Source organism: Capnocytophaga cynodegmi (assembly GCF_002302475.1).
Lineage (GTDB): Bacteria > Bacteroidota > Bacteroidia > Flavobacteriales > Flavobacteriaceae > Capnocytophaga > Capnocytophaga cynodegmi.
Map to the genome: position 1 here is coordinate 947,734 of NZ_CP022378.1, position 19,186 is coordinate 966,919.

The following is a 19,186-nucleotide window of genomic DNA, read 5'->3' on the forward strand; positions in this document are numbered from 1 at the left end:
TAATTATTGTACTTAAAATCTTTTTTCTCCTATATGCCTACTGATTTTTCACTTTTTATTTGGCTGGAAGCTCTTTTTCAAAGATGAGTTCCAATACATAATCGGGAGTTTCAGGTATTTTTGGGAATTTTAGCAAGATTCCATCATTGTCTTGAATAAATTTAATTGATTTTTTGCCGTTATACTCAACAGCTTTGATAAGTTTATTACCCGAATAAGGCAAAAACAAGGCTTTGTCGGTCAAATCCAGCACGTGAACGTAAAGTGTTTTTCCTTTCTGAGTAGTTACACCCCAATGGCTGGGAGCTACCACACCTCCTCTTGTACCTTGAATGGTTGGTGCGTATGTTTTCATCCACTCCCCCATTTCTTTTAAGCGTTGAACAGCAACAGCAGGTATATTTCCGTTAGGTTCTGGACCTACATTCATCAATAAATTCGCATTTTTTCCTGCCGCCTTAACCAGATACTGAATCAAAGTTTTAGTGGACTTATAATTCTGGTCGATGATTTTATATCCCCACATTCCGTTCATTGTTTCACAGGTTTCTAACGGCAAACGGCTGATGTCTTGTCCTGACAATCCAGCTTTGTTCTCACCAGGAAGGTCTCGTTCAAATATCTGGATATCTTCTCCAGCAAACGGCATGATGTGATGATTATTCCCGATGAGACAAGCAGGTTGTAATTTGTGTATCAAGGTGTATTGCTCATCAAGGTTCCACGTTTTAGCAGTCATTCCGTCTGGATAAATGTCTTTGTCCCACATTCCGTCAAACCAAATGGCACCTATCTTTCCATAATTCGTCAAAAGTTCAGTAAGTTGATTGTTCATAAATGCGTGATAATCTTCCCACTTGCCTTGTTTAGTTCTTCCTGTGCCTTTGCCAGTACGCCCAAGCGGATAATAGTCCTCCCGACGCCAATCCAAGTGCGAATAATACAAATGCAGACGTATTCCCTGATTTTGGCACTCTTGAGCAATCTCCTTGATGATATCGCGTTTGAAGGGTGTGGCTTTCACAATGTTATAATCACAATGTTTGGTATCAAACATCGAAAATCCATCGTGATGGCGTGTAGTTATCGTAATATATTTCGCTCCTGAAGCCTTAATGGCTGCAACCCATTCGGCTGCGTTGAATTTTGAAGGATAGAATCCAGCAGCTAACTTTTCATACTCTTGCCAATGCAAGTTTTTGTTGTGCATAACCCATTCCCCGTCGGCAAGCATACTATAAATTCCCCAGTGAATAAAAATTCCGAACTTATCATCTTGAAACGCTTCTCTTGCTTTCAAATTCTCTGCCGATGGTTTGTAACCTTTTTGCCCCCATACAAACATACAACTCAATAAAATTGCGATGTTTATAAAGATTTTCTTTGTTGCCATATGCTTTGTTTTTGGTTAATCAATATAAAATATTTCTATCTTCATACAGAAGTATTCGTAGGAGCTGTAAAAGTAGTAACTTTAGCTAAAAATCACAAATCTGATAAATAATATCATAAAAAAATCCCTCTCAACATTATCATTGAAAGGGATTTTAACGAAATGGAAAAATTATTTTTTATCTTCGAAGATATGTTTTGCGTAATTTACCTTCATTACATCAAAAATGTTACGAATAGATGTGATACGCTCTTTAAATTGGTCATAATTTTTCTGTGCTACAGGTGTCCATTGTACTTCAGAAAGAGCTGTCATACGTGGTGCAACCATATATTCGGCTTGTTCTGGGCTGTGGATATATTCTGTCCAGAGATTTGCCTGTACTCCCAAGATAAGTTTAGCTTGTTCGGGGGTAAACTCAGTAGGTACGGGGTCGTATGAGTACGTTTTTTCGACAGTGGTAAGGCAACAGATACTCAAGTAAGGTTGTTTGGTTTCTGCATCGACTGCATCTTGGTAATGGTCGAAATAACAATACCCACCTGGCGTCATAATTGCTTTATGTCCAGCTTTTGCAGCGGCAATTCCGCCCTCTACACCTCTCCAGCTCATCACGGTAGCGTTAGGTGCTAAGCCTCCTTCCAAAATCTCGTCCCAACCGATAATTTGGCGTCCTTTTCCGTTCAAGAATTTCTCCACACGGCTGATGAAGTAGCTTTGTAACTTCTCTTCCTTGCTATGTTTTCTTCCATCGATGGCACTCGGTTCTGTATCGTCTTTCAAACCTAATTGTTTTATTACTTCCTGAGCTTGTGCTGATTCTTTCCATTCTTTTTTAGGAGCTTCATCGCCTCCGATGTGTATATATTCGCTTGGAAAGATATCAATCACTTCGGTAAGCACATCTTCTAAGAATTGGAAGGTTTCTTCCTTCGGTGCTAAGACCTGATCGAAGATTCCCCAGTACTCTGCTACCTTGTAAGGACCTGTTCCGTTACCAAGTTCAGGATATGCTGCCAATGCTGCCAACATATGCCCAGGCATATCAATTTCAGGAATGACTGTGATGTGTCGTTCAGCGGCATATCTCACAATTTCTTTGGCTTCTTCCTGTGTATAAAACCCTCCGTAACGTTTTCCATCACCTTTGAAAGTAGCTCCCTCGTAAGCTCCAGGGAAATTCTTCCCGATGGCAGTCTGTTCACGCCACGCTCCCACTTCGGTTAGCTTTGGATACTTCTTAATTTCCAATCGCCAACCTTGGTCTTCTGTTAAGTGCCAATGAAACTTATTCATTTTGTGCAAAGCCAAAAGGTCGATGTATTTTTTGATAAACTCCATTGGGAACATATGCCTTCCAACGTCCAGATGCATTCCACGATACGCAAATCGAGGGGCATCTTCAATCTTTACAGATGGAATAACATAATGTACCTCGTTATTTTCAGCAGTTACTTGCTTAATCATCTGACGAAGCGTTTGCAGTCCGTAGAAAACCCCTTGTGCATTGTTACCACTAACGGTTATTAGCTTTGAATTTCCATCAATTTTGTAACCTTCCTTCTCAGTTACTTTCTGGTCGATATGTAAGAAAATACCTTTCTCGAATTTCCCTTCTGTTCCAAAGGTAACATCAACACCTGTTTGCAATTTGATGTATTCTTTCAAGAACTCGGCTTCTTTTTGAAGCTCTTTGTCGAAATAAACCTTCGTCTTTCCATTTAGAAGAAAGCGTCCGTTTTGGATTTCCAACTTCTGCGGAAGCGGAACAACAGCATAATCAGTCGTTACATTTTGAGTTTCAGCATACGGATTCTTTTCCTCGCAAGAAACCAACGCAAAAGCCAATGCAATGGCTAATATACATCTTTTCATACGTATTAATTTATATTGTTAATTACTAATTCCATTATAGTTTGAAGCCATTTAGCTCTGTTTTATTATCATTACAGATATATAATTAATTAGGCTGATAAGTTGTTTGATTTGTTAGGTACAAATCTACAATTTTTTATTAGTTTGTGAGGTGTATTTCTTATAAAATATTTTTAATACAATAAAAGACGCTCTATGGAGCGTCTTTACTTTAAATTAGTTCCTCATAAACTTGCCAAGACTTTCCAATAATTGAGGTTGGTCTTCCAGTGCGATTTTGGCAATGCTATAAAATTCACGTACCCACTTCTCTAACTCGGCAAATGCAGCATCTTTGTTCTTGGTTGCCTGTTGGCTTTCCCCTTTTTCATTGGTATATTGCAAATAGGCTTGTCGTACTTCCGTTAGAGCTTTGAGTTGCTCGGCAATATGCTCATCGGTGATTTTAAGTCTCTTTAAAGGTGTACGAAGTTCCTCCTTTGCTTGTAATTGCTTATAAAAAGTATCAATATCTTCAAGCAATCCATTAATTCGGATACTCATAACGCCTTTAATTACCAGTACGGTAAGGACAGTGTCTTCATCTTTGAAGATGATTTTCGCCTTTTTGCGGTCGGTGGTGTACCTTTTTTTCAACTCCTCAAACTTTTTGCTGAATGTGTCGTATGCCATTTTCTCTTCGGCAGATTCGGTTTTGTTAGGAACAGATTTTGTCTAAAACAGCTAACAACTCGTACATCTGTGGCGTACCCTTACTGCGATTAAACCTTCCAAAGAAATACAAACTAAACCAAATAACTACCATAATTCCCATCATCATTAAATCCAAAAAACTACTTTCTTTTAGGATATAATGCGAATAAGCCGCAACGCAAAAGAAAAGAAAAACACTTGCCACAACAAAATGCAGAAACATAAATAATGTCCATAGTGTAGGGTCAGGACCAAATAAAGCACGGATAAGCGTACCTCCATTCTCCTGAGGCTCAAACTCCAAGTGAAGATGTGGAGAATAAAATTTACGCCGTTGTTTGTGCAGGTAAATCCAAAGATGTTTATCGGAAATGGTAAACTCGTAATCATTTTTCAATTCTGATTTTAAAAATTTTACCCTTTCAAGAAGTTCTTCGGGCGTTTTCGAACTTTCTCTACGAAAACGCGGTCGCAAAGGAATGCTCTTATCTAAATTTTCCATTAGTTGGTATTGTTATGGTTTAACTATAAAAAGTATGATGATGACTCTTAGGTAAGGCTTAGACTTCGCTCAGCCTGACAGAAAAACCGTTTGAATCACTTTTAAACATTGATTTATTTTTTCATCTTTTTTGAAAAAACATTATCCTTGGGATTAACTTAATCTTTAAAATGAGTTTCATTTTTCATATCCCCTTACAACATCAATCAAGCATTTCGTTATCCTTTCCAGCTCGGTTCTTCATATAGGAATATAAGAGATATGCAAGTAGAGCAAGTACTACAAAAGGAAGCAGGTTACCTATAAAAAGTCCGATTTCATAAGAACTATCTGGGGCTTCGGCAATTTGCTTTTTAATTTCCTCCAAATGCTGTTCTTGCTTTGGGTTTTGTAATAAAAGTATCATCGATTTTTGAATTTTGCTAACATTTGTTTGGTTTGTTGGGAAAGTACGAGTTTTCCTGAGATTTCGGCATTCTTCGGAAGCTCCTCGAGCCAATGTTCGGTGTGTTGCCAAGTGATACGTTTCATCTCGGAAAGCGCTACTGGATTGGATTGCAACAATTTTTCTAAGAAATATCCGATAGCTTCGTCCATTTCTTTGGTATTTTCAAACACCCTTGCGTAAAGTCCTTTTTGCTGAGCCCAATAGGCGTTCTTCCATTGGTCAGGAGCCATAAAAAGCTCATTAAGTGCGGCTTGTCCAGCCTTTCTTAGGATTACGGGAGCAATCACGAAAGGACCAATACCCAGTGAAAGCTCCGACAAGCGAATGGTGGCAGCCTCAACCGCGAACACATAGTCACACGCTGCGATAAGTCCTACCCCTCCGCCAACAGCTTTGCCTTGTACACGCCCGATGATGAGCTTTTTGCATTCGCGCATCGCCAAAAAAAGATTAGCGAAACCATTAAAAAACCGATTTCCCTCAGCTTCGGTTTCTATTGCTAATAATTCATCGAACGAAGCTCCTGCACAGAAAGCTCTGTCGCCTTCGCTTTTGAGCAAGATGATAGCAACTTCAGGATTGTTGGAAAGTACGTTTAGCTCTTGAGCAAGTCGCTCCAAAAGTTCCAACGGAAAAGAATTCGCATTGGGATGCCCAAACTCAATAGTGGCAACTTTATTTTCAATTTTAGTATATAAAGAGCCGTTTTGTCTGTCTGTTGTCATAATTTCATTTTTTTTCAAAAGTAGTAATATTTTTACAGATTATCGTGCTTTGATTTATTTTTTTAGATTTATCAATTAAAACTCACTACTGAAATGAACAAACCCCTTAATGAAAAATCCCCAAGAGAAAAATTTATTTTCCTTAGGGATTTTCACGATTTATGAATATTTGTCTAAACTATACAGGCTTTATCTCGTAATTTCATTTCGTTGATTGTTTCTTACCTTAGTAAAGCCTTACTAAAAAACGATTTATAAAGTTGTTGGACAAACAAAAGGACTAATTTTCAACTCTTCTGAAGCTTTTATGCCTTTAAATCCTCCTTGTATGTCAATCAAATTGTCGTATCCTCTTGCCTTAAGGATAGAAATAAACACCATAGATCTATAACCACTTGCACAATGCACAAAATATGTCTTGTCTTTATCTATTTCAGAAATGTAGTTGTTGATATAATCCAATGGTGTATTCTTTGCACCTATTACGTGTTCAGAAATATGTTCGTTGGGCTTACGTACATCCAAAATTTGTACATCGGGATTGTCCTTCATTCTTTGCACTAACTCTTTGGGTGTAATTGACTCTATGCGATTTATCTCTTTTCCTGCTTGTTTCCACGATTCAAATCCTCCTTCAAGAAAACCAATGCTATTATCATAACCTACACGTGCCAATCGGGTCACCACCTCTTCTTCTCTTCCTTGCTCTGCCACGATAAGAATTTCTTGCTTGATATCTGGAATCAATGCTCCCACCCACGGAGCAAAACTACCATCAATACCAATATTTATCGCATTAGGAATGTGTCCTGTGGCAAATACTTGAGGTGCACGTGTATCCAACACTAAAGCCCCTGTGAAGTTCGCTTCCTTTTCAAAATCGTTTGGAGACAACGCCCTGAGCCCTTTCTTCAACACCTGATCAATACTCTCATATCCTTTGATATTCATCAACACATTTTCAGGGAAATACTCAGGAGGAGGCATCAATCCGTGTAATACCTTTACGATAAACTCCTCTTTTGTCATTGGCTGAAGGGCATAATTCTTTTTCTTTTGATTTCCAAGTGTATCACTTGTTTCTTTGCTAATGTTCTTGCCACAAGCCGAACCTGAACCGTGTGCTGGGTAGATGATGATATCATCAGAAAGAGGAATTATCTTATTTTGAAGAGATTCGTACAGATGCCCAGCCAATTTCTCTTGAGTTAAATCTGCTACTACCTTCTGAGCCAAGTCAGGACGTCCCACATCACCTATAAAAAGAGTATCTCCAGTGAATAGGGCAACTTCTTTTCCTTTCTCATCAATAAGTAAATAACAAGTGCTTTCCATTGTGTGTCCTGGCGTGTGAATTACTTTAATGCGAACTTTCCCTACTTTCAAAATCTCGCCATCCTCTGCTACGTGAGCCTTAAAATGAGGCTTCGCCGTAGGTCCAAAAACGATAGTAGCCCCCGTTTTTTCCGCCAAATCAATATGCCCACTTACAAAATCTGCGTGAAAATGCGTCTCCAGTACGTATTTTATTTTTGCTTTGTCCTTTTCTGCTTTTTCAATGTAAGATTTTACCTCACGAAGTGGATCAATAACAACCGCTTCTCCATCACTTTCAATGTAATAAGCTCCTTGAGCTAAACAGCCCGTATAAATTTGTTCTACCTTCATAGTATTTGATTTTATATTATTTTTCTGTGCTTGAAGTGTGCATAATCCCAGCAAACTTAAAATTGTGCAAATAACTTTCTTTGCCATAAATTTTCTTTATTAATACCTATTAACATTCTTCTGAATTGTATTTACATTGAATATTCTCTATAGGAATAATTCTTTTATAAAAATATACACCCCCATAACTAATACAAACCATCCAAAAATAGATTTTAGACGAGTACCATCAATTTTTCTGGAAAGAAACACTCCTACAAAAATCCCCAAAACAGAAAGAAATGAAAAAATTAGAAGTAATTTCCAATCAATAATTTCGGAATAATTTTGTAAATCACCTATAAAGCCTAATATCGACTTTATTGCAATGATAAACAGAGACGTTCCTATGGCAAGTTTAATGGGCATTTTAGCAAAGAGTACCAAAGCAGGAATTACCAAGAATCCTCCACCAGCTCCAACAAGTCCCGTAAGCACTCCAACAACTATACCTTCTAACAAAATCATAGGATAATTATAACGAATTTCAGTATCTTCATTTTCTTGATATTTCTTTTTTGGACTAAGCATTGAAACTGATGCTAAAATCATCACGATTGCAAAAAGAACCATCAACCCCATTGATTTGGTAAAAACTAATGAATCTATTCTGAAAAGAACATCAGGTATTAGAGGTAATAAAAAAGCTCTACTGAAATAAACCGCTAAAACAGAAGGCAATCCAAAAATTAATACACTTCTAAAGTCAATCCTTCTCAAAAAAGCATTTTTAATTCCTCCTACAAAAGACGTAACTCCAACAATAAACAACGAATATGCTGTGGCTAAAACAGGCTCTACACCCATCAAATATACTAAAATAGGTAGAGTAAGAATAGAACCTCCACTACCTACCAATCCAAGAGAGATTCCTATCAAAATAGCTAAAACATACCCTATAATCTCTGCTTCCATACTTTTTGATGTTTTACGGGGCAAAAATAAATCACATATTTAAGTTTGACAGCAACCAAAGTTACACATCAACATTTTTCTAATTTTATTTGCAAAAAGTGATTTAATTTAAATTTTTATCATACCTTTGTGCCTCACTGGGGATGTAGCTCAGTTGGCTAGAGCGCTTGCATGGCATGCAAGAGGTCGTGGGTTCGAGCCCCATCTTCTCCACAAAACGGATTTTTTGGAATACGTATTCGGTTTTGGCTGGATACGTATTTATGTTAAAACATATTTCTTTCTAACAATTAAACTACCTTGAAATGAAGCGTATTTTCATCTGTTTTCTATTTTTATTAAGTGGATTCTTACTTGCTCAAGACACACAAAAGCCCAACATTATTTTTATTTTGGCAGATGATATGGGTTATGGCGATACTGAGCCTTATGGGCAAAAAATAATTAAAACTCCCAATATCAGTAAGCTTGCTAATGAGGGTATGACTTTTACCGATTTTTATGCCGGAAGCACAGTTTGTGCTCCATCAAGAGCTTCTCTTTTAACAGGGCAACATACTGGACAAACAAAAGTTAGAGGAAATGGCGAATTCCCGTTGGAAAAGAACAAAAAGATTTTCCCTGAACTCCTAAAAGAAGCTGGCTATCAAAACGCTATTTTTGGAAAATGGGGAATGGGCTTAGAAAAAGGAAAAACAACACCTGAAAAGCGTGGTTTTGACGCATTTGCAGGTTTTTTGCACCATATGTCAGCACACTTTCAAACACCTGATTCACTTGATTGCATTGAAAATGGTAAAATCGTTCAAAAACCCATAACAAAAGGAACATACGTTAATGATATTTTTGTAGATAAAACTCTGAATTTCATCAAAGACAATGCAAATAGAAATCCCTTTTTCATTTATCTGTCATTAACCGTTCCACACGCTGAATTATCTGTACCTGAACGTTATATGGTAAAGCAATTAGATGAAAACCAAAATAGCATTCACCCAAATGAAAAAGATTTTAAAGGAGGTTATTACGGGGCTCAAAAGTTTCCAAAAGCGGCATACGCGGCAATGGTAAACGTAATTGATGATTATGTAGGACAAATCTCTTCCTTAGTAGAAAAATTAGGCATTGAAAAAAATACAATAATCATTTTTGCCAGTGATAATGGCACTCACATTGAAGGAGGACGAACGATGGATGATGTTGTTTATTTCCAAAGCAGTGGGATTTACAGAGGTGTAAAACGTGATTTGTACGAAGGAGGAATACGTGAACCTTTCATCGTACAATGGAAAGGAACGGTACCAGCCAATACTAAAAGTAATTTTCAAGGTGGTTTTTGGGATATTTATCCTACTTTTGCTGAGGTTGCAGGGATTGATATTCCAAAAAATGACCCTATCAACGGAATTTCATTCGTAAATACATTAAAAGGAAATAAAAAACAGAAAAAACATAAGTTTTTGTACTGGGAATTTTATGAATTTGGCGGAAAACAAGCCCTTCGATATAAAAACTGGAAGGCTGTTAAAGTAAATGTTGACAAAGATAAAAATGCGCCCATTGAACTTTATGATTTAAGTAAAGACCCTTCTGAGAAAAACAACATAGCTAATAAATATCCTAAAATAGTGAAACGAGTAGAGAAATTTATGAAACAAGCTCGTAGCCAATCTGATATTTTTAAATATTCTTGGGAGAAAGAATGATTTTCTCAATTTTATAAACGTTTTATTTCACTAAAAAACTTAACACACTATGAAAATAAGTTGGGGAACGGGAATTGTGATTGCTTTTGTGGCTTTCATCGCATTTATAATGTACTTTGTTGTTAATATGACAATTAACAGGAAATATGACCACGATTTTGTTACTAATGATTACTACAAAAAAGAATTCTCGTATCAAAATATGATGGTTAAAGCCCAAAAAACAGAAAAAGAACAAATGACGGTTCAAATACAATCATCTTTAGAGGGAGTTACATTAATTTTCCCAAGTAAGATAACTGATGAAAATGTTGTGGGAAGTGTTTCTTTTTATCGCCCTTCCGACCGAAAAAGAGACTTCAAAATTCCTTTACAATTGAAAAATAAACAAATGTTAGTTCCAATAAATGTTTTATCTGAAGGACGTTGGAACGTAGAAGTGAATTATACTTTTAACAACAACGATTATATTTCTATCAAAAATATTACCATAAAATAATGTTTTACACTGCCTTCATATTAGGGCTGTTAGGAAGCTTTCATTGCGTAGGAATGTGTGGTCCTCTGACTTTAATACTTCCGCTTGAACATCGAAAACCTATCAAAAAAGCCTTTCAAATTACTTCTTATCACGTAGGGAAAGCTATGGCTTATGTGTCTTTAGGCTTAGTGTTCGGACTACTTGGGAAAGGGCTTTTCATCAGAGAATATCAGCAAATCTTTTCAATAATTGTAGGTTCATTAATGATTTTAGTCGTACTACTTTCTTTTATAAATGTAAAAATGAACCTTTTAACCAAACCAATTTATTTTTTGATAGGAAAAGTAAAATACGCTCTTTCACAACAACTTAAACGTAAGAATTCTTTATCAATTTTTTTTATTGGTTTTTTTAACGGATTTCTCCCCTGCGGATTGGTATATGTGGCTTTGTTCGGAGCTTTAGCTCAGACCGAATTGAGCCATTCAGCGATTTATATGTTTGCTTTTGCGTTAGGAACCGTTCCATTGATGACCGCTACCATTTATTTGGGAAATTTTTTGAGCCAAAAAACAAAAAAATATATCCAAAAAGCAATCCCTTTTGTTATCATTATCATTGGTGGATTATTTATACTTCGCGGACTTGCTTTAGGAATTCCGTACATTTCTCCTTCAAATATGAATTTGATGATTAAGGCAGATGCAGATTGCATTGTACCCACTCCTAAATAAAATTCTGAGAACTTTTTCCCTTCTCTGAAGATAAATTTGTTTCCATATTTTTCTCTCATTTTTTAAAATAATTATATTTTTGTAAAAATCAATCTGCTTCCTTCTTTTGAAGCATTTATTTCTGACAAACAGATTAGTAGCCTTTACGAATGAATTATTTAAAAAATGTAGTCGTTGATGTGTTGGAGAATTTTTCCGACGAAATTGAAAATCTAATTTTTGTAACCTCAGGAAAACGCCCAGCCCTTTTCCTGAAGAAGTATTTTGCAGAACTCAATCGCAAAACAAGCATTACTCCTGAATTTATTGGCATTTCTGAGCTTTTCAGTAGAATTTCAGGTGTTGAAAATATTGGAGAATTGCCTCTTTTGTTTGAATTTTATAATACTTACAAATCTACTTGCAAAAAAGAACCCGATGATTTTGAAGCGTTTATTGGCTGGGGACAAACACTTTTGAAAGATTTTAGCGAAATTGACCAATATTTGGTTCAACCTGAGAAAATTTTTCCTTATATACACGCTCTCAAAGAAGCTGAACATTGGTCGGGAGCTGATGAATTAACCGAAATGCAGAAAAAGCATCTCGAATTTTGGAACACATTAGGTGATTATTATTTTGCTCTTAACGAGAAACTTACATCTTTAAACAAAGGATATTCTGGATTCATTGCCAGAAAAGCAGTTGAAAAGTTGCCTCATTATATTCAAAATAATGGCAATAAAATTCATATCTTTGTGGGATTCAATGCTTTATCAAAAGCAGAGCAAAAAATAATCCATTCTATATTAATGGACTCAAAATCAGAAATTTATTGGGATATTGACGAATACTTTATAAAAGCGAAAGAACACGATGCAGGTTATTTTATCAGAAAATACATAAAAAACTGGAAATATTACGAAACAAATAAACCCAAATGGCTGATAAATAATTATTTACAAGAGAAAGAAATTTACATCACAGGAGTTCCAAAAAGCATCAATCAAGCCCACACAGTCTCTGAATTACTCAAAAATACATCCAACAACGAACTGGAAAAAACAGCTTTAATCATTGCTGATGAAAATCTGTTAATTCCTATGTTGCAATCTGTTAAGCCCAACACATCGGTTAACATAACGATGGGATATCCTTTGCAACAAACTCCTCTTAATGACCTCTTTACAAGTTATTTTAGATTACATCTATCAAAAAACTTCTACTATAAAGATATTTTAAACCTTATTTCACAACCTTTTTTACAAAGTATTTTTACAGAAGAGGCTGTAAATGAGATTTCAAACTTTATAAAAGAACGCAACTTAAACTACTTAACTCGGGAAAAAATTCTGGAAGCAACTCCTGATTCTCAAAAAAATTTTATTGAAATTCTATTTCCAGAAAAAGACAAAAATCTAATCAATAAACTGATTGACAATGCTTTATTCCTAATTCATTGTATAAAACAGAAAACTGACAATGAAGATGGAAAACATACTCTAACATTGGAGTTCTTATATCGTTTTTATCTGTTATTCAACCAATTAAAACAACTTCAAAATAAATTCGGATACATTGATTCTGTAAAGTCTTTGTACCATTTCTATATAGACGTTTTGCAAAAAAGTTCGCTGAATTTTGTTGGAGAACCACTTGAAGGACTGCAAGTTATGGGAGTTTTGGAAAGCCGAAGTTTGGATTTTGAAAACGTTATTATAACCTCAGTTAATGAAGGCGTTCTTCCTTTAGGAAAAAGCGATAATTCATTTATTCCGTATGATGTAAAATATTTTTTAGAGCTACCTACTCACAAAGAAAAAGATGCCGTTTACAGCTATAATTTCTATCGTATGTTACAGCGTTCCAGAAAGATACATTTAATTTACGATACAGAAATGAGCGGACTGAAAAGCAAAGAAAAAAGTCGTTTTATTTTGCAGTTATTAGCTGAGAGAATTCCCGCACACCGAATCACGCATCAAGTTAAAGCCCCTGAAGTGTATCCTGCTGCGGTTCCAAAAATTGTTATATCAAAAACGGATGCTATTTTAGAACGTCTCAAAGAACTTTCGGAAAAAGGCATATCTCCTTCTTCTTTAACAAATTACATTTTAAATCCGATTACTTTCTATCAGCAAAATATTCTTCAAATTTACGAAGAAAGAGATGTTGAAGAAACGGTGGAGGCACGTACCTTTGGAGATATTGTTCACGGAACTTTAGAGGATTTATACAAACCATATCTCAAGGAAATTTTAACAGAAAATCATTTCAAAGTAATGCGTCCTAAAATACGTCCGTTAATTGAAAAACATTTTCTGGAAAAATACAAAAATTCAGAATTCAGAAGTGGTAAAAACTTATTGATTTTCAATGTTATTTATGAATATGTAAACCGATTTCTTGACCTTGAAATTACTGAAATCCGCAAAGGAACTGAAATCATAGTTCAACATTTAGAACAGCGATTAAAAGTTCCTTTTGAAAGCAAAGCGTTACCTTTCCCCGTTTATCTTAAAGGAATTATCGACCGTGTTGATTTGCGAAATGGCGTTTTACACATTATTGATTACAAAACGGGAAAAGTAAACCAAAACGATGTTAGCATTTCCGATTGGGATTCTCTCATTACTGACTTTAAGTATAGTAAAGCCTTTCAGCTACTTACGTATGCTTACATATTCAAACAAAATTCTCAAAATCAAGAAAATATCATTGCTGGGAATTTCTCATTCAAAAATCTTAATCAAGGATTAATAAAATTTCATACCAAGCAAGATAAAATAATAGAATATGAAATAACATCACAAATTATTGAAATTTACAAGGAATACACCGAAAAATTATTGTTAGAGATTTTCAATGTGGATATTCCTTTTTCTGAAAAAAGTAGGTAGCCAACTTATCGTTTTCTTGTTTTCTCATATTTTAGTTTGTACTTTTGTTTTTCTGAAAAATTAAATTTTTGAATGAAATCATTTTTTTTAACTCTTTTTGCAATCATTTACTGTTCATTTGTTTCCGCACAAACTGATACACTTCATCAGGATTCGAATCTCCAATTTATTGACACAATTCGGCTTCCTGAAGTTGTAGTTTTTGGAAAAGAACGCAAGTTTATTAATGAAGAAGCTCGTAAACAATATTTGATTTTACGCAACCGAGTTAAGAAAGTGTATCCGTATGCCAAACTTGCTGCTGACCGCTTGGAAATTATGCAACAAACAATGGATACTATGCGTAATAAACGAGCCAAAAAGCTGTATACCAAACGAATGCAGAAATATATTGAAGATCGATTTACAGACGAACTCAAAAAGCTTTCGCGTTCGCAAGGTAGAATTTTGGTAAAACTCATACACAGACAAACGGGAAAAACTGCCTTTCAGTTAGTTAAAGATTTACGTAATGGTTGGAGTGCTTTTATGTATAATAGCACAGCTTGGCTGTACGACATTTCTCTGAAAACGGAATACAATCCCACTGAAAATAATGAGGATTTGTTAATAGAAGAAATCCTACTTCGTGCCTTTGCCAACGATGAATTAGAATACCAAGCACCTGCTTTTGAAATAGATTTCGGTAAAATCCTTGATGAAAGAAGAAAAAACAGAAAATAAAAATTCTTCTGAAACAAAATATTTTAAACTTCCCACAAAAGAGATTCTAAAATCTCTATTTTTATTTAAATTTCTTATTAACAAAGCCTCTCTTTTTATTATATTAGCAATATTCTCTATCTTTGCGAAACTTGCTTAAAACAATCATATAATACTTCAAATGAAAAAATTAATATTTTTCTCTTTTCTATTTTTTTCCTATTTAGGGATTTATTCACAAGTGTATGTTCCATTCCAGATTCGAAAACAAGAGAATTTAAAAGGCGGATTAAAAATGATTGGAAATCAAATACTTAACAGCAATCCAGCTAACAATGATTATAACAATGATTGGGGCATAAACGATGAACTAATGATGAGGTATGTCGACATTGATAATGACGATAATACTTTTAGTTCGAGTGCCGCTACGCTAACTTTTGATAATCCAACGTGTTCCAAAATAAGATATGCTGGTTTGTATTGGGGAGGTACAAACCTACGAAACGACCCTCAACGAGGAAATATCAAAATAAAAATTCCTTCTCAAACTAATTATATTGATATAGAAGCTGATACATTCATTTATGATGGGCATATTTCAAATCCACAATATGGCAGAGAAGCCTACATTTGTTACAAAGATATTACAAAATTGCTCTCTGATACAAATCCAACTGGTGAATATATCATAGCAAATGTAAGAGCAACCCGAACGAGAGATGCTTATGAAGTTAATGGTGGTGTATCGGCTGGTTGGTCGTTAGTTATCATCTATGAAGACCCTGATAAGAGCAGTAAAAATATCAGTACTTTTGATGGTTACGCAAGTATTTCAAAAGAACAAGAAGTTGATTTTTCTTTTTCAGGATTTAAAACTTTACCCGCACCACTGCCCGTAAATGCACGTTTTGGAGTGATGGCTCTTGAAGGAGATAAAGCCATTTCTGGAGATAAACTATCTATTTTGAAACCCGATGGCACGTATGAAGGTCTATTCAATTCTGTAAATCCAATCGACAATTTCTTCAATAGTTCAATAAGTGAAAATGAGAATTTGATAACGAATAGACGTCCCGCATCAACAAATACTTTGGGCTGGGATATTGATTTATTCTCCGTTCCAAACAAAAATAATTCGGTTGTGGAAAACGACCAAGAAACAGCTTCTTTTAAGGCACATTCTACCAAAGACCTATACAACATTTTTTTCAGTGCTTTTGAGGTAGAAGTTATCGAGCCGAAAATGAATTTGTTAAAAACCGCCGAAGATGCAGCAGGAAATATTCTGAATGACAAAACTGTTCCTCTTGGGTCGACAATTTACTACGGGCTCGAATTTCAAAATGTAGGAAATGATGACGCTATTGATTACCAAATCAAAGACCTTCTTCCAAGAAATGTTACTTTGGACACAAACATTCCCGTTGAAATTCCTACAGGAAGTGGCATTACATATTCTGTCAATGGAGGTGAAATTACCTTCAGAATTCCCAACGACTTAGTGAAAAAAGGTGGAAACAAATACAAAGTACGATTTGCCATAAAGTTAAGTCCTAATTGTTCTGATTTTATTGCTCCTTGTTCTGAAAAAATTCTAAACAAAGCAAAATCCATATACAAAGGAACTCTTAATCAATCTATTATCAATGATAACGGGAGCTTTTCCTCAATCGATAATTGTAATATTGGTGTTTTAGACGACACTATTTTTTACGCTGACTTAAGTCTCTGTACAATTACTGAAAATATTGAGCTACTTTGTGGAGAAAATATAACACTAACAGCTCCTTCTAATTTTGATGAATATGAATGGCAAGATAGTTCTGGAAACATAATTGGTTCAAATAAAGATATAATTATAAATAAATCAGGAAGATACACTCTTATAAAACGAACCAATAATTGTATTGACAGAAAAGAAATTTATATCATTTCAACAATACAACGTCAGGAAACAAATCCTCTTATCCCTTATGCAGATGTTACTTTTACTTGTTCAAAAACGCAAAAGACTTTCCCTCAAATATTTTTGTGCGGTTTAAACAACTCAAAATCAATTGATTTGAGTTCTATCGCAAATATCGCTTCAGTTCGTCTGGAAAAATATACTGGAACAAAAAAACTTGCGTTGAACGAAACTTGCCCACCCGATGACAATCAATGGCAAAACATATCAAATTCAAAAATATTTTCATTAACGGAGGAAGGAATTTATAGATTAAGTCTGGCTTTCCAAAATAATTGTGAAGCAACATATTATTTCCGTGTACACACATCACCCATTAATCCTACTATTTCAAAAGAAGATATTTACTGTAAAAATGGGAGAATTTCTGTTGAAAATTCAACTTCAGATTATGAGTACGCCATTGTACAAGAAAACTCAACTACCCAACCAACTTTTCAGGAATCACCTAATTTTCAAGTAAATGAAGCTGGAAATTATTCGATATTAATCCGAAAGAAAATAAGATTGGAGCAAGACTGCGTAATCAAAATTGACAATATTAATATCAAAAAGTTCGAGCAACAACTTCAAATCATTCAAATTCAGAACGAAAATTGCGAAAACCAAAATGATGGAAGCATTCGTTTCAAAATTTTTGATGGAAAAGCTTTCTATAAGGCCACATTAAAAAATAACCAAACCAACAAAATTGAAACATTAAGCAATATTGATGAAAATATTGAGATTTCTTTTACAAATCTTTCTCCAGCTGAATATACTCTAACTATAAATGATTCAGGAACTTGTGAAAATGTGTACAACTTCTCAATAAAAAAAGCTATTTCTTTAAAATTTAACACATCAAATGAGCTTTTATGTATCAATAATGTATCAACATCACAACTCACGATAGCTTTTGAAGATGATAACTTAAATCTTTCACAAGTTCGTTATAGTTTCAATAACGAAACGGCTAAGCTTCCTTTTGATAAAATTCAAGGGAAAATGGCTTTACTTTATCCTAAAAATTTACCTAATGGAAGTAATCGAATTTCAGTTTTTTACGGAGATTGTTCTTTCACACAAACAATTGATTTTCAAAACATAAATCCGATAAAAATTTCGCAAATCAAAAGTAGTTCTTTACCTTCTGCCATTAAAATTTCAGTGAGTGGAGGTAGTGGCAACTATTACTTTTACTTCAATGATATCTATCAATCCTCTGACACATATTACCCTCGTTCATTTGATGATGGTTACATAAATAGTGATGGTCAGGAAATTAAAAAAGTTCGAGTACGTGTTGAAGACTATTTGGGTTGCGTTGTTGAAACAGTTTTGGAAGAAGTTTTTCACGATATAAAAATTCCGAATTACTTCACTCCTGATGGAGATGGCATTAACGATTCTTGGCACATCAAAAATGCACAAGGTTATTCACGTATGATAATTGATATTTACGACCGAACAGGAAGAAAACTTAAAACATTAACCTCCAAAGATTCTTGGGACGGAACACTAAACGGGAAACCCCTACCAAGTGGTGACTATTGGTATCTTCTGCAATTTAATGAGGCTAAGGACAGACGCACATACACAGGGCATTTTACCCTTTACAGATAAAAAGCTCAATAAAAAACGCAAAATGAAATTCATTTTGCGTTTTTTTTTATTACTGAAATTCAACTTCTTCATCACTTTCAATGCCTAAGGCTTCGTATATATATTGAAATGTAGAAAGTAATTTCGGTTTTCCGTTTACGATAGCCACATCGTGTTCAAAATGAGCTGAAGGTTTCCCATCGGCAGTGAGTATTGTCCAACCATCTTTCAACTGCTTGATTCTGTGAGTTCCCATATTAATCATCGGCTCAATGGCAACTACCATTCCCTCTTTAAATTTCTTCCCACTTCCTTTTTTTCCATAATTAGGCATTTCAGGGTCTTCGTGCATTTTCCTTCCAAGACCGTGTCCTACCAATTCACGAACTACTCCATATCCGTGACTCTCACAATAATTCTGAATTGCATACCCTACATCTCCCACACGATTTCCTATTTTGAATTCACGAATGCCCAAATAAAGCGATTCCTTTGTTACTTGAAGTAGTTTTTTTATTTCAGAAGACACTTCCCCTACCTCAAAAGTATAGGCGTGGTCACCATAGAACCCGTTTTTCAAAGCTCCACAATCTACGGAAATTATATCTCCTTCTTGTAATGGTGTATTATTAGGAATTCCGTGAACTACTTGAGCATTTGGACTGACACACAAGGTATTCGGAAATTTATATAATCCTAAAAAGCCTGGTATAGCATCTTGGCTTCGAATGTATTCCTCAGCAATTTTATCCAACTGCAAAGTAGTTATTCCAGGTTTAATTTCCTTAGCTAGAATACCCAACGTTCGTGAAACGACTTGGGCAGATTCTTTCATTATTTCAATTTCTTCAGGTGTTTTTAGATGTATCATAA

Annotated in this window: 15 protein-coding genes and 1 tRNA gene; 7 read left to right on the top strand and 9 right to left on the bottom strand. The window is 35.0% G+C overall.

Annotated elements, in window-relative coordinates; all coding sequences use genetic code 11:
- Nucleotides 1-55 precede the first annotated feature (55 nt).
- The 8 genes from CGC48_RS04410 to CGC48_RS04445 form a co-directional block, all read right to left on the bottom strand.
- Complete coding sequence (locus CGC48_RS04410; RefSeq protein WP_098028608.1) at nt 56-1,393, bottom strand: alpha-L-fucosidase; 1,338 nt, start codon at nt 1,391-1,393, stop codon at nt 56-58.
- A 171-nt stretch (nt 1,394-1,564) separates the two neighbouring features.
- Nucleotides 1,565-3,268: a beta-N-acetylhexosaminidase gene (locus tag CGC48_RS04415; RefSeq protein WP_232780546.1), complete on the bottom strand. Its 1,704-nt coding sequence runs from the start codon at nt 3,266-3,268 to the stop codon at nt 1,565-1,567.
- Nucleotides 3,269-3,484: 216 nt separating this feature from the next.
- Nucleotides 3,485-3,940: a hypothetical protein gene (locus CGC48_RS04420; RefSeq protein ID WP_198537155.1), complete on the bottom strand. Its 456-nt coding sequence runs from the start codon at nt 3,938-3,940 to the stop codon at nt 3,485-3,487.
- A gap of 25 nt (nt 3,941-3,965) precedes the next feature.
- Nucleotides 3,966-4,463 carry a hypothetical protein gene (locus CGC48_RS04425; protein ID WP_098028609.1) on the bottom strand — a complete coding sequence of 166 codons (498 nt, stop codon included), beginning with the start codon at nt 4,461-4,463 and terminating at the stop codon, nt 3,966-3,968.
- A gap of 202 nt (nt 4,464-4,665) precedes the next feature.
- The gene (locus CGC48_RS04430) at nt 4,666-4,869 is read right to left on the bottom strand and encodes a hypothetical protein (RefSeq protein ID WP_013997218.1); all 204 of its coding nucleotides are present in this window, start codon (nt 4,867-4,869) and stop codon (nt 4,666-4,668) included.
- A complete protein-coding gene (locus CGC48_RS04435; protein ID WP_098028610.1) occupies nt 4,866-5,636 on the bottom strand; it encodes an enoyl-CoA hydratase/isomerase family protein in 771 nt (256 codons plus the stop codon). The genes CGC48_RS04430 and CGC48_RS04435 overlap by 4 nt, the downstream gene beginning before the upstream one ends.
- Nucleotides 5,637-5,888: 252 nt before the next feature.
- Nucleotides 5,889-7,304, bottom strand: a complete 1,416-nt coding sequence (locus CGC48_RS04440) for an MBL fold metallo-hydrolase (protein WP_098029757.1) — start codon at nt 7,302-7,304, stop codon at nt 5,889-5,891.
- Nucleotides 7,305-7,451: 147 nt separating this feature from the next.
- Nucleotides 7,452-8,258, bottom strand: a complete 807-nt coding sequence (locus CGC48_RS04445) for a sulfite exporter TauE/SafE family protein (protein WP_098028611.1) — start codon at nt 8,256-8,258, stop codon at nt 7,452-7,454.
- Nucleotides 8,259-8,397: 139 nt separating this feature from the next.
- On the opposite strand from CGC48_RS04445, the gene CGC48_RS04450 reads away from it, so the two are divergent.
- From CGC48_RS04450 to CGC48_RS04480, 7 genes are all read left to right on the top strand, one after another.
- Nucleotides 8,398-8,471, top strand: a tRNA-Ala gene (locus CGC48_RS04450).
- A gap of 92 nt (nt 8,472-8,563) precedes the next feature.
- A complete protein-coding gene (locus tag CGC48_RS04455) occupies nt 8,564-9,964 on the top strand; it encodes an arylsulfatase (protein WP_098028612.1) in 1,401 nt (466 codons plus the stop codon).
- Nucleotides 9,965-10,013: 49 nt separating this feature from the next.
- A complete protein-coding gene (locus CGC48_RS04460; RefSeq protein ID WP_098028613.1) occupies nt 10,014-10,463 on the top strand; it encodes a FixH family protein in 450 nt (149 codons plus the stop codon).
- Nucleotides 10,463-11,179, top strand: coding sequence for a sulfite exporter TauE/SafE family protein (locus tag CGC48_RS04465; RefSeq protein ID WP_098028614.1), 717 nt, complete (start codon nt 10,463-10,465; stop codon nt 11,177-11,179). The genes CGC48_RS04460 and CGC48_RS04465 overlap by 1 nt, the downstream gene beginning before the upstream one ends.
- A gap of 149 nt (nt 11,180-11,328) precedes the next feature.
- On the top strand, nt 11,329-14,058 hold the full coding sequence (locus CGC48_RS04470) for a PD-(D/E)XK nuclease family protein (RefSeq protein WP_098028615.1): 2,730 nt from the start codon (nt 11,329-11,331) through the stop codon (nt 14,056-14,058).
- A 72-nt stretch (nt 14,059-14,130) separates the two neighbouring features.
- On the top strand, nt 14,131-14,781 hold the full coding sequence (locus CGC48_RS04475) for a DUF4294 domain-containing protein (protein WP_098028616.1): 651 nt from the start codon (nt 14,131-14,133) through the stop codon (nt 14,779-14,781).
- A gap of 160 nt (nt 14,782-14,941) precedes the next feature.
- Nucleotides 14,942-18,334, top strand: a complete 3,393-nt coding sequence (locus tag CGC48_RS04480) for a T9SS type B sorting domain-containing protein (protein ID WP_098028617.1) — start codon at nt 14,942-14,944, stop codon at nt 18,332-18,334.
- Nucleotides 18,335-18,383: 49 nt separating this feature from the next.
- Here the strand turns inward: CGC48_RS04480 and map are convergent, their stop codons facing one another.
- Nucleotides 18,384-19,184, bottom strand: coding sequence for a type I methionyl aminopeptidase (map, locus tag CGC48_RS04485; protein WP_098028618.1), 801 nt, complete (start codon nt 19,182-19,184; stop codon nt 18,384-18,386).
- Nucleotides 19,185-19,186 lie beyond the last annotated feature (2 nt).

Bases quoted from the DNA above. Each gene is read 5' to 3' on its own strand.
- CGC48_RS04445 (WP_098028611.1), bottom strand. From the start codon at position 8,258: ATGGAAGCAGAGATTATAGGGTATGTTTTAGCTATTTTGATAGGAATC.
- CGC48_RS04430 (WP_013997218.1), bottom strand. From the start codon at position 4,869: ATGATACTTTTATTACAAAACCCAAAGCAAGAACAGCATTTGGAGGAA.
- CGC48_RS04480 (WP_098028617.1), top strand. From the start codon at position 14,942: ATGAAAAAATTAATATTTTTCTCTTTTCTATTTTTTTCCTATTTAGGG.
- CGC48_RS04435 (WP_098028610.1), bottom strand. From the start codon at position 5,636: ATGACAACAGACAGACAAAACGGCTCTTTATATACTAAAATTGAAAAT.
- CGC48_RS04470 (WP_098028615.1), top strand. From the start codon at position 11,329: ATGAATTATTTAAAAAATGTAGTCGTTGATGTGTTGGAGAATTTTTCC.
- CGC48_RS04475 (WP_098028616.1), top strand. From the start codon at position 14,131: ATGAAATCATTTTTTTTAACTCTTTTTGCAATCATTTACTGTTCATTT.
- CGC48_RS04440 (WP_098029757.1), bottom strand. From the start codon at position 7,304: ATGAAGGTAGAACAAATTTATACGGGCTGTTTAGCTCAAGGAGCTTAT.
- map (WP_098028618.1), bottom strand. From the start codon at position 19,184: ATGATACATCTAAAAACACCTGAAGAAATTGAAATAATGAAAGAATCT.
- CGC48_RS04410 (WP_098028608.1), bottom strand. From the start codon at position 1,393: ATGGCAACAAAGAAAATCTTTATAAACATCGCAATTTTATTGAGTTGT.
- CGC48_RS04460 (WP_098028613.1), top strand. From the start codon at position 10,014: ATGAAAATAAGTTGGGGAACGGGAATTGTGATTGCTTTTGTGGCTTTC.
- CGC48_RS04420 (WP_198537155.1), bottom strand. From the start codon at position 3,940: ATGGCATACGACACATTCAGCAAAAAGTTTGAGGAGTTGAAAAAAAGG.
- CGC48_RS04465 (WP_098028614.1), top strand. From the start codon at position 10,463: ATGTTTTACACTGCCTTCATATTAGGGCTGTTAGGAAGCTTTCATTGC.
- CGC48_RS04425 (WP_098028609.1), bottom strand. From the start codon at position 4,463: ATGGAAAATTTAGATAAGAGCATTCCTTTGCGACCGCGTTTTCGTAGA.
- CGC48_RS04455 (WP_098028612.1), top strand. From the start codon at position 8,564: ATGAAGCGTATTTTCATCTGTTTTCTATTTTTATTAAGTGGATTCTTA.
- CGC48_RS04415 (WP_232780546.1), bottom strand. From the start codon at position 3,268: ATGAAAAGATGTATATTAGCCATTGCATTGGCTTTTGCGTTGGTTTCT.